Here is an 11,142-nt window from a genome sequence, read left to right on the forward strand (position 1 = left end):
TTTTATTGGAATATTGTTAGAATCTATGGTTTTCATGTTTGGATTAGGGTACAAAATAAAATTAATTTACGATGAAAAAATCAATGCTCAAAAGAAAATTATTTCTGAACAAATCGAAAATCAATTACTGAAAGAACGATATGGTAAGGAACTTGAGATCAAACTAAATGAACAAGCTAAAGAACTTATCAGAGCTCAAAAAAAGGCTGAAAAAGAAAAATTAAATTTTGTAAAAGTTGGTTTTGAAAAAGAGTTAAACCACTTGCATTTGGCTTCACTTCAAAGTCAAATGAACCCCCATTTTATATTCAATGCCCTAAACTCCATCAAAGTATTTCTGATAGAAAACAACAAAGAAAAAGCCGTTTACTACCTCAATAAGTTTTCAAAATTAATCAGAAAAATTTTGGAAAGCTCCCGTATTGAGAGTCATACTCTTGAGGAAGAATTGAACATTATTTCTCTCTATCTGAGTATTGAAAACATACGTTTTGAAGACGAAATCAATTATGTTATTGAGAAAACATCTTCACTTTCTTTAGGATCCATTAAAGTGCCCCCGTTGCTTTTACAACCTTTTGTAGAAAATGCCATTTGGCATGGTTTGATGCTCAGTTCCAAAGAAAAGAAAATTGCAATCAGGGTGTATGGCGACGGAGCTAAAATAAAACTCTCACTAATTGACAATGGCATTGGAAGAAAGGCATCCGGTAAGCTAAAACAAAAAAAATCTTTTAAAAAAGAATCTGTTGGACTAAAAATGACAGAAGAACGTCTCTCTTTTTTCAATAAAAAGCACGGTTTTGATTACAGTTTTGAATTTATTGATTTAGAGGACGAAACCGGAGATGCTTTAGGAACCGAAGTGCGTTTTATTTTTGAACAGATTTCTTGATTGTTAAAACAACTTTTTCCAACTCATCATACCATTTTTCCCCAAACTTCCTAATTAACGCATCCTTCACAAATTTATAAACCGGTACCTGAAGCTCTTTGCCTAAAACACAGGCGTCATCACAAATGGGCCATTTATGATAGTTTACTGCTGAAAATGAACTGTAATTTTGAACCCTCACCGGATACAAATGACAAGAGATTGGTTTTCTGAAGGAGACTTTTCCAGCATTGTAAGCATCTTCAATACCACAGCTGGCAATTCCTTTGTCTGTAAAAGTAACGTAAGCACATTCTGCTCCATCAACCAAGGGAGTTTCTAAATCGCCTTTTTCGGTTTCTATATGAGTGCTTTGTTTTTCAATAGCAGCAATGCCTTCAGGTCGTAAAAAAGGTTTTACATCCTTATATATATCCTTAAGAATCTGAACTTCTTCTTCTTCTAAAGGAGCACCTGCTTCCCCGGCAATACAGCATTCACCTTTGCAGGCGCCCAGATTGCAGACAAACTCCTTCTCGATGAGGTCTTCAGATATGATGGTTTTTCCCAGTTGGAACATGTCGCAAAGATAGAAATTTTAAAGCCTCTTTTTGGTTAACAATTAAACCTAATTTTCTTTGTGAAAAAATTATATGTTTAATACTAAAAGAACTCGTTTTTCTGTCTATTTTTGCAGCCTCAAAAAATGGACGCTTAATTAACAAAAATAAAAACCAATTACTATGTTTTTAGGATTTGACTGGAGAGAAATGCTTACTGCGACAATGGTACTTTTTGCTGTGATTGATATCATTGGCAGCATTCCCATTATTGTTGATTTACGAAAAAAAGTGGGGCACATTCAAAGTGAAAAAGCGTCTATTGTTGCAGCTGTTTTGATGGTGGTTTTCCTTTTTGTTGGTAAAGAATTACTCAACCTTATTGGAATTGACGTAAATTCATTTGCCGTTGCCGGTTCTTTGATTATATTTTTCCTGGCTATAGAAATGATTCTTGGAATTCGTCTTTACCGTGATGACACACCTAGTACCGCTTCGATTGTGCCCATTGCTTTTCCATTGATAGCCGGAGCAGGAACTTTAACAACAATTTTATCTTTGCGAGCTGAATATGAAGTTATAAATATCATTATTGCCATCGTTTTAAATACTATCTTTGTCTATGTTGTATTGAAATCATCTGCTAAAATTGAGCGCCTATTTGGCAAAAACGGAATCAATGTGGTGAGAAAGATTTTTGGAGTAATTTTATTAGCTATTGCCGTTAAATTATTTGCCTCAAATGTGATGGGGCTTTTTCAATAAAATAAATTTCAAATGAAGTACTTTAAAATTATTTTATCAATCGTTGCCCTAGCATTATTGGTTTATAATGTTACTATGATAAACTTTTCAAATGTTTCAGATAAAACAAGCATTATTGCCATCATTGGTGTTATTGCTTGTATTTGTGCTTTATTGCTTTTAGCTATTTTGCATCTCTCACAAAAAATAGAAAAGAAGGTTAAACGGCGAAAGTAATTTTAATTATTCTTCAAGATTATCAATGTCAAGCACTTTTTCAATCATTGGATCGTTTTGATTGATTATTTTTTGATAATAATCACCTCCAAATAATTGTTGTGCAATGGTAGCCTTCAAGTGTTTTTTCATCAGTTTTTCATATCCACTAAACTCAAATTCACTTTCGCCAAGGCGAGCATAATTTATAAATTCGTTGAAGAGGGATTGGGAAACTTCAAATTCTTCATAAAACATCTCTGCATCGAAGGTATCAAAAAGGGACCTGTTTTTATCCAGTTGTTCAAAAACAAAATAATTCATCAAGCCGGATTGTGATAAATAATTTATAATTTCGTTCTCTTCACTTAAGTCTTTGGGGATAAATACATCCGGTAAAATTCCGCCGCCACCATAAACTATTTTACCGTTTGGGGTTTGATACTGCAAACTATCATTTACTTGAATGCTGTCAAGGCTCACTAACTCTCCATTTTTATAGCGTTGTTGATAATCTCTGAAATAGCTTCTGTCACCGTTTACATAAGGCCTTTGAATTGATCTTCCGGTTGGTGTATAGTATCTTGCTACAGTTAGCCTTACTGCGCTACCGTCGCCTAACGACATTTCACGTTGCACAAGTCCTTTTCCATAAGTTCTTCTTCCTATAACAACACCTTTATCGTTGTCTTGAAGAGCTCCCGCAACTATTTCACTTGCAGAGGCAGAATTTTCATTTACTAAAATGTATATTTTCCCATCTTCAAAAAGACCGTTACGCTTAGTGTAAGTGTCTTCAATCACACCAGATTTGTTTTTGGTTTTTAAAATTAAAGTGCCTTTTTCTAAAAAATCATCTAACATACGCTCCGCGGCAAACACATAACCTCCTGGATTGTCCCTTAAATCAAGTACCAGTGATTGTATGCCTGATTTAACAAGTGGTTTGAGTGTTTCTTCAAATTCATCATAGGTGGTCTCAGCAAATCGATTAACTTTTATGTATCCTATGTTTTCATTGATTTTATATCCTGCATCAACACTTTTCAGGGCAACTTCTTTTCGGGTAAGCTTAAAATCAATAATTTTTTGTTCGCTTCTTCGAAAAACTTTGAGTTCTACTTTTGAGTTCAATTTTCCACGTAAGGACGCCGTGATTAAATCCCTTTTGCCAAAGTCACCGAAAAGAGGCTTATCATTAACATACAAAATTCGGTCTCCGGGTTTAATACCCACTTTTTCAGCAGGACCTCCATCAATAGTTGATATTACCGAAACCGTGTCTTCATAAATATAAAAGCTTACTCCTATCCCAACAAATTTACCTCTCATATCTTCAGCAACAGACTCATACTCACTTCCGGGAATATACACAGAGTGTGGATCGAGGTTTTTAAGGATCCCGTTTACCGTTACATCAACAATACTGTCAGTATTGATCTGGTCAACATATTCAAAGTCAATATAATCTATGAGCCTGTTGAGTTTGTCTTTCTTAGAGTTTGTTGCAAATATTTTTTCAGTTGAGTCTCCAAAATTGAGTTTTGAACCAATAAAAACACCGGCTGCAACAGCAACACCAATAAGCAGTGGAATGTATTTAGAAGAAAATTTCAAGTTATTAATTTAAGAGTTAAACAGTATCAACCGATTCTAAATGTTCTAAATGCACTCCTGCTTTTTTTAGAAAATCAAGTCCTGAATTGTCTTTGTATTCTATATAATAAACCACTCTTGTGATTCCGGCTTGATGAATAAGCTTACTACATTCCTTACAGGGAGACATACTGATGTACAAAGTTGCTCCATTACTTGACTGAGCAGATGAGGCCACTTTTAAAATTGCATTGGCTTCGGCGTGCAGTACATACCATTTTGTATAACCTTCTTCATCTTCACAAAAATTTTCAAAACCCGAAGGCGTCCCGTTATAGCCATCAGAAATAATCATTTTGTCTTTGACAATCAGTGCCCCGACTTGCTTTCGTTTACAGTGTGATAATTTTGCCCATTCCAACGCCATCCGCATATAGGCAATATCATATTTTAGTTGTTTTTTGTTTGACATGTATTCAAGAGAGTATGCTGCGAAGGTAAAATATTATCGACGTTTTAATTATGAATGATTCGTTAAATATTGGAGTATAAATGCTTTAAAAATTCCAGCTGTTAAAAAGCATTGGCAATGATAATCCTACTATAATGGATGAAATTACAAGTACCCAGTCTTTTTTGTTAAACCTGAAAATTGTTTGAACAATTGCCCCTATAACAAGAACAATCAATGCCACTAAAAGCTGTGCAGCTTCCACTCCCAGTGCGACTTCCAATAAGGCCAACAATTTGCTGTTTTGCCCTATGGAATCTAAAAAATATGGAGCAAACTCCAATCCCCTTAAAAGACCCAGAAACAGAGAAAGAGCAAACAATAAGCCCATTTTTTCTCGCCGTTTTTCCTTTCCCGCAGTAAATATGTTAAACAACGCTGTAAAAATGATAACTACTGCTATGAGAAACTCAACCATTCCCAAACTCACTTTCACCACTTCATATGAAACCATCATAACAGCCAATAGATACCCCAGGGTAAAAAGTGTCAGTAAAACCAACAATCGCTTCCAGGCGTTGAACTGATAGGCAACCGCCAGTAAAATTATAAAGAGAATGTGGGCGTAATTGTACCAGTTGATCACATGGTCAAAGCCCATTTTGAAGTAAAGCCAAAACTCGTTCATGGTTGTGGGGATTTTTTGAGTTGGAATCAAAGTTAAGAATTGTAAAGAAATTACAACACCTCAAGCTTGGAATATTTCAAAAATTAAATAGCTGCGTAACAAAAAAACTCTCAGCAAATTGCTAAGAGTTTTTGTACTCAAGGTGGGAATCGAACCCACACTCCCGAAAGAACTGGATTTTGAATCCAGCGCGTCTACCAATTCCGCCACTCGAGCAAGCGGGAGGCAAAAATAAACAATTATTTATAATTTCATAGCAAATAACAAGTAATAATACCTCATTGGTTGAAAATATTTTATAAATTTGCACCTCTTTAAAACAAAGAGAAAGCAAAACCCTATTTTACAACCACTTAACAATGGCCATTCCAACACCCGAACCTAAGATTTTTGCGTGCTCACAAAGCCAGGTGCTCGCCGAAAAAATTGCCAATGATTTTGGCATGCCATTGGGGAATGTAATTACTTCACATTACAGCGATGGGGAGTTTCAACCTTCTTTCGAAGAATCAGTGAGAGGTAGCCGTGTGTTTATAATAGGTTCAACTTTTCCTAACAGCGATAACCTGATGGAAATGTTGTTGATGATTGATGCAGCCAAACGTGCTTCAGCAAGACACGTGACAGCTGTTTTACCCTACTTTGGCTGGGCAAGACAAGACAGAAAAGACAAACCAAGAGTGCCTATCGCTGCAAAACTGGTTGCCAAAATGCTAGAAACAGCCGGTGCTACCCGTATCATCACAATGGATTTGCATGCTGACCAAATTCAGGGCTTTTTTGAAAAACCGGTTGATCATTTATTTGCTTCCACTGTGTTTTTACCTTATTTAAGAAGCCTTAATCTAGAAAATCTCACCATCGCTTCGCCCGATATGGGTGGTTCAAAAAGAGCTTACGCCTATTCAAAATTTTTGGAAAGTGATGTAGTGATTTGTTACAAACAGCGTGAAAAAGCTAATGTGATTTCTCACATGGAACTCATTGGCGATGTTACAGGAAAAAATGTAGTGCTGGTAGATGACATGGTAGATACCGCCGGGACACTAACCAAGGCTGCCGATGTGATGATGGAACGAGGGGCATTGAGTGTTAGAGCAATTTGTACACATGCCATCCTTTCAGGAAATGCATATGAAAAAATAGAAAATTCTAAACTGGAGGAATTGATTGTAACGGATTCAATTCCATTAAAACAGGAAAGTAAAAAAATAAGAGTACTCACCTGCTCAAAACTGGTGGCAGATGTGATGATAAGAGTCAATACAAACAGGTCTATCAGTTCAAAATTTTTAATGTAACGCCCATAACTAAACAATAAAACTTTAAAGGAAAGATGATTCTAAGGGCGTTCCGTCTGACCTTTAAAACAAAATTAAATAAATGAAATCAATTACAATCAACGGATCTCAAAGAGAAAGCGTGGGTAAAGTAGCAACTAAAGCCCTACGTAATGCTGGAAAGGTTCCTTGCGTAGTATACGGAGGAGACAAGCCAATTCACTTTTCAGCTGACGAAATTGCATTTAAAGACTTGGTGTACACTCCAGATGTACACACAGTTGTAATTGCACTTGAAAAAGGTGAAAAAGTAAACGCTGTCCTACAAGACATTCAGTTTCACCCGGTAACAGACAACATTATCCACATTGATTTTTATCAAATTTTTGACGATAAAGAAATCACTATGGATATCCCTGTAAAAATTGTTGGTAACTCCAGAGGAGTTAAAAACGGTGGTGTATTACGTGTTCCTAGAAGAAAACTGAAAGTAAAAGGACTGCCTGCAGACCTTCCGGATTTTATCGTGGCCGATATCACCGAGCTTAGAATTGGAAGCAAACTTTATGTAACTGCACTTCCTATTGAAAACGTAAAAATCATGCATCCTGATAACACAGTGGTTGCACAAGTGAGAACTTCACGTGTAGCCGTTGATGATCTTGAGGAAGAAGAAGATGAAGAAGGAGAAGAAGGAGAAACAGCTGAAGCTGAAGGCGGAAATAACGAAGAAACTCCAGCATCAGAATAGTAACTGTTCCAAATAGCAGAGTAATTCAAAACATCCCGACTTAAGCTTCGGGATGTTTTTTTTTATATTTTTACAAAAAAACAAATGCTCACATTTTTTGGACGCTTATTAGCAAAAAAGAAAAGCACCATTCTTGAAGAAGAAAAACCTATGAAGAAATTTCTAGTTGTTGGCTTAGGAAACATAGGCCCGAAATATGAAAATACCCGTCACAATATTGGCTTTAAAATACTCAATCGCCTGGCACAAAATGAAAACCTGTCTTTTGAGCCTGCAAAACTTGGCGATATCACAACATACAAAATCAAAGGCCGCAGTTTGCTGTTATTAAAGCCATCTACTTATATGAATTTAAGCGGAAAAGCAGTTCTCTACTGGTTGCAAAAAGAAAAAATACCTCTTGAAAACTTACTGATTATTACAGATGACCTCAACCTGCCCTTTGGAACCATTAGAGTGAAAACCAAAGGCAGTGACGGAGGGCACAATGGACTTAAAGACATTCAACTTCAACTGGGCACTACCAATTACAATCGCTTTAGATTTGGGATTGACAATGAATTTGGAAGACGCAATCAAGTAGATTTTGTGTTGGGTGAATGGGAGCCCGAAGAAGAAACCCAACTCAACGAACGTCTGGACAAATCCATTGAAGTGATTAAATCTTTCGCTTTAGCAGGAATCACAAACACTATGAATTCATTTAACGGAAAATAACAGCTTGTGCAAGTACACCATTCCATCAAAAATTTTAAGACCGGCAAACCCACCATTGTCACAATTGGCACGTTTGACGGGGTGCATATTGGCCATAAGGAACTCTTAAAAAAACTCACTTCTGAAGCTGCCCGGTTGAATCTCGCCTCAGTAATTCTCACTTTTTTTCCACACCCGCGTATGGTCTTACAAAAAGAAAGTGGCATTCAACTTATCAATACAATTGATGAACGCATTGCCATTTTTTCAAAAACCGAATTAGACCACCTCATCATTCATCCCTTTACCAGGGAATTTTCAAACCTTTCAGCTGAAACATATGTAAAAACTGTTTTAGTGGACAATCTGAACGTAAAAAAAATCATCATTGGTTATGACCACCGTTTTGGAAATAACCGTTCCGCAAATATCGACGATTTAAAACGATTTGGTAGCCAGTTTGATTTTGAAGTTGAAGAACTATCAGCACAGGAACTTAATGATGTTGCTGTGAGTTCAACCAAAATAAGACGAGCTCTTGGAAGCGGAGACCTGGAAACCGCAAACAGCTATTTGGGCTATCCTTTTATGCTGAATGGAACAATTGTAAAAGGCAAAGGCATTGGCAAAACAATCAATTATCCAACTGCAAACCTTCAAATTAATGAAGACTATAAACTCATTCCCAAAAATGGTGTTTATGTCGTGCAATCCATTCTTGAGGATACGAAAACCTTTGGCTTGATGAGTATTGGCACGAACCCAACCGTGGGAGGAACCACAAGAACAATTGAAACCTATTTCCTGGACACTGATAAAGACCTTTACGGAAAAAAGCTTGAAATTGAAATGCTCACAAAAATAAGAAATGAAGAACTATTTGATTCCATAGAGTCTTTACAACAAGCTATAAGAAACGATGAGGCTTTCGCCCGAAAATACATCAAAACCCATGTTCAATAAATTTCTTTTTAAACACATTGATAATAGCGGACTCGTTGTTTTTAGGGTTGTTTTTGGATTGTTAATCACACTGGAAGCTTTTGGAGCCATTGCCACTGGCTGGGTTAAAAGAGTACTTATTGAACCACAATTCACATTTTCATTCATAGACTTTCCTTGGTTACAACCCTTACCTGGAGACGGAATGTACTATTATTTTGCTTTGATGGGTGTTTTTGGTATAATGCTTATGTTGGGGTACAAATACCGCCTGGCAAGTATTGGTTATTTAGTCATGTGGGCCGGAGTGTATTTCATGCAAAAATCGGCATACAACAATCACTATTACCTGATGCTTTTGTTGCTTGGTTTTATGAGCGTACTACCTGCAAACCGATGGTTTTCACTGGACGCTAAATTCAACCCGGAAATAAAATCACCCTCCATGCCGCGCTGGTGTGCATTAGTTATTATCTTTCAGGTGTGGATTGTTTATACTTATGCTTCAGTGGCAAAACTATACCCTGACTGGCTCGATGCCTCCATGGCACAAATATTAATGAGCGGGAAAGCAAACTATTGGCTAATTGGCGACATCTTACAACAAAACTGGGTCCATTGGTCAATTGCCTACACTGGAATTCTTTTTGACTTGCTAATTGTCCCACTATTGCTTTGGAAACGGACGCGAATGCTTGGGTTTGTCATTTCAATATTTTTTCACTTGTTCAATTCCATTGTGTTTCAGATTGGAATTTTCCCGTATATGTCGATCGCTTTTGCCTTGTTTTTCTTTACACCAAAAACGGTTCAAAAACGCTTTTTACCTAAAAAAGAGTTTTATAACAAAGAGGAAGTAATTGTTCCCGCCTATAAAAAAACACTCATCTTGCTGTTTTCGATTTACTTTATTATTCAAATTGCATTACCGCTTCGTCATTGGGCGATTGAAGACAATGTATTGTGGACAGAAGAAGGTCATCGACTCAGTTGGCGAATGATGTTACGCACCAAGTCCGGTACAGTAAAAGTCACCGTAAAAGACAAAAAAACAGGTGAAGAAACCCGTGTTGATATTTACAGCGATCTCACCACAAAACAACGCAGAGGTCTGGCAACAAAACCCGACTATATGTGGCAATATGCAAAACGCCTCAAAAAACAATACGCCACTCAAGGCAAAGATGTCGCGGTTTATTTTGATGCTAAAATGAGTGTAAACAATCGCCCGTTGACACCTTTTATAAACCCCACGGTAGATCTTGCTGCTGAAAAATGGAATTATTTCAAACACCACACTTGGATTTTACCCGCGCCGGAGGGATTATAAAACCTCTTTTTTCTTCTGAAAATCAACTGCTCATTAACAGTTAATTAATTAACTTTGCCCTTTCAAACCACTACTATGCTACAAGTAACAGACATACGCGATAATAAAGATGCTTTTATAACCGCATTGAAAAAAAGAAACATCGATGCTACACCCCTTTTTGAGGAAGTCCTGCAAACTGATGAACTCAGAAGAAGTACCCAGGCCAAACTGGATAACATTCTGGCTGAGTCCAATAAAATTTCCAAAGAAATTGGGATTCTATTTAAAAATGGTGACAGCCAAAAAGCCAATGCCCTAAAAGAAAAAACCACTCAATACAAAGAAGAAACCAAAACCCTTCAGGAAGAATTAAACGCTGCGGTTGAACAATTGCAACAGCTGTTATATAACATACCCAATATTCCCAATGATTTAGTTCCTGCAGGAAGTAGTGAGGACGACAACGAAGAAGTTTTTCGCGCAGGCGAAATTCCTAAATTAGCTGATGACGCACTCCCCCACTGGAAACTCGCCAAAAAATATGACATTATTGACTTTGAACTGGGCAATAAAGTCACCGGTGCCGGTTTTCCGGTCTATAAAGGAAAAGGTGCCAGATTGCAGCGTGCCTTGATCAGCTACTTTCTCGATAAAAACACAGCCGCCGGTTATACCGAATATCAGGTGCCGCTTATGGTCAATGAGGCATCAGGCTTTGGTACGGGTCAACTTCCCGATAAAGAAGGGCAAATGTACCACGTGACTGAAGACAACCTTTACCTCATTCCAACTGCTGAAGTACCGGTGACCAATATGTTTCGCGACGAAATCCTTCAGGCCAAAGAACTCCCCATTTTATGCACGGGATACACCCCCTGTTTCAGAAGAGAAGCCGGAAGTTATGGTGCCCACGTGCGCGGTCTAAACCGATTACACCAGTTTGACAAAGTGGAAATAGTAAGAATTGAGCACCCATCAAATTCACATAATGCATTGGATGGAATGGTAGAACACGTGAAAGAAATACTCAAC

13 protein-coding genes and 1 tRNA gene are annotated in these 11,142 nt (G+C 37.3%); 9 read left to right on the forward strand and 5 right to left on the reverse strand.

Going from position 1 to position 11,142, the window contains the following annotated elements; genetic code table 11:
* Nucleotides 1–895, forward strand: an 895-nt coding sequence (locus AACY61_RS02575; RefSeq protein ID WP_339609882.1) for a histidine kinase, incomplete at its 5' end; no start/stop codon positions are given.
* Here the strand turns inward: AACY61_RS02575 and AACY61_RS02580 are convergent.
* Complete coding sequence (locus AACY61_RS02580; protein ID WP_339609884.1) at nt 873–1,454, reverse strand: DUF3109 family protein; 582 nt, start codon at nt 1,452–1,454, stop codon at nt 873–875. The genes AACY61_RS02575 and AACY61_RS02580 overlap by 23 nt on opposite strands.
* 163 nt (nt 1,455–1,617) lie before the next feature.
* Here AACY61_RS02580 and AACY61_RS02585 point away from each other — a divergent pair, with 163 nt between their 5' ends.
* Both AACY61_RS02585 and AACY61_RS02590 read left to right on the forward strand, forming a co-directional pair.
* Nucleotides 1,618–2,199, forward strand: a complete 582-nt coding sequence (locus tag AACY61_RS02585) for a MarC family protein (protein ID WP_339609886.1) — start codon at nt 1,618–1,620, stop codon at nt 2,197–2,199.
* Between the two features lie 12 nt (nt 2,200–2,211).
* The gene (locus tag AACY61_RS02590) at nt 2,212–2,415 is read left to right on the forward strand and encodes a hypothetical protein (protein ID WP_339609888.1); all 204 of its coding nucleotides are present in this window, start codon (nt 2,212–2,214) and stop codon (nt 2,413–2,415) included.
* 6 nt (nt 2,416–2,421) lie between these two features.
* Here AACY61_RS02590 and AACY61_RS02595 read toward each other — a convergent pair whose 3' ends face one another.
* The 4 genes from AACY61_RS02595 to AACY61_RS02610 form a co-directional block, all read right to left on the reverse strand.
* Nucleotides 2,422–4,011, reverse strand: coding sequence for a S41 family peptidase (locus tag AACY61_RS02595; RefSeq protein ID WP_339609890.1), 1,590 nt, complete (start codon nt 4,009–4,011; stop codon nt 2,422–2,424).
* Nucleotides 4,012–4,027: 16 nt separating this feature from the next.
* Nucleotides 4,028–4,462, reverse strand: a complete 435-nt coding sequence (locus AACY61_RS02600; RefSeq protein WP_339609892.1) for a dCMP deaminase family protein — start codon at nt 4,460–4,462, stop codon at nt 4,028–4,030.
* A gap of 85 nt (nt 4,463–4,547) precedes the next feature.
* A complete protein-coding gene (locus AACY61_RS02605; RefSeq protein ID WP_339609894.1) occupies nt 4,548–5,159 on the reverse strand; it encodes a HupE/UreJ family protein in 612 nt (203 codons plus the stop codon).
* Nucleotides 5,160–5,263: 104 nt separating this feature from the next.
* A tRNA-Leu gene (locus tag AACY61_RS02610) sits at nt 5,264–5,345 on the reverse strand.
* A gap of 143 nt (nt 5,346–5,488) precedes the next feature.
* Here AACY61_RS02610 and AACY61_RS02615 point away from each other — a divergent pair.
* From AACY61_RS02615 to AACY61_RS02640, 6 genes are all read left to right on the forward strand, one after another.
* Complete coding sequence (locus tag AACY61_RS02615) at nt 5,489–6,430, forward strand: ribose-phosphate pyrophosphokinase (protein ID WP_339609896.1); 942 nt, start codon at nt 5,489–5,491, stop codon at nt 6,428–6,430.
* Between the two features lie 82 nt (nt 6,431–6,512).
* Nucleotides 6,513–7,160 carry a 50S ribosomal protein L25/general stress protein Ctc gene (locus tag AACY61_RS02620; RefSeq protein WP_339609898.1) on the forward strand — a complete coding sequence of 216 codons (648 nt, stop codon included), beginning with the start codon at nt 6,513–6,515 and terminating at the stop codon, nt 7,158–7,160.
* A gap of 84 nt (nt 7,161–7,244) precedes the next feature.
* A complete protein-coding gene (gene pth, locus AACY61_RS02625) occupies nt 7,245–7,877 on the forward strand; it encodes an aminoacyl-tRNA hydrolase (RefSeq protein ID WP_339609900.1) in 633 nt (210 codons plus the stop codon).
* Nucleotides 7,878–7,883: 6 nt separating this feature from the next.
* Nucleotides 7,884–8,819, forward strand: a complete 936-nt coding sequence (locus tag AACY61_RS02630) for a bifunctional riboflavin kinase/FAD synthetase (RefSeq protein WP_339609903.1) — start codon at nt 7,884–7,886, stop codon at nt 8,817–8,819.
* Nucleotides 8,809–10,128: an HTTM domain-containing protein gene (locus tag AACY61_RS02635; RefSeq protein ID WP_339609905.1), complete on the forward strand. Its 1,320-nt coding sequence runs from the start codon at nt 8,809–8,811 to the stop codon at nt 10,126–10,128. The genes AACY61_RS02630 and AACY61_RS02635 overlap by 11 nt, the downstream gene beginning before the upstream one ends.
* A 75-nt stretch (nt 10,129–10,203) precedes the next feature.
* On the forward strand, nt 10,204–11,142 hold a 939-nt coding region (locus tag AACY61_RS02640), incomplete at its 3' end, for an aminoacyl--tRNA ligase-related protein (RefSeq protein ID WP_339609907.1).

Source organism: uncultured Planktosalinus sp. (genome assembly GCF_963973675.1).
In the GTDB taxonomy this organism is placed as follows: domain Bacteria; phylum Bacteroidota; class Bacteroidia; order Flavobacteriales; family Flavobacteriaceae; genus Planktosalinus.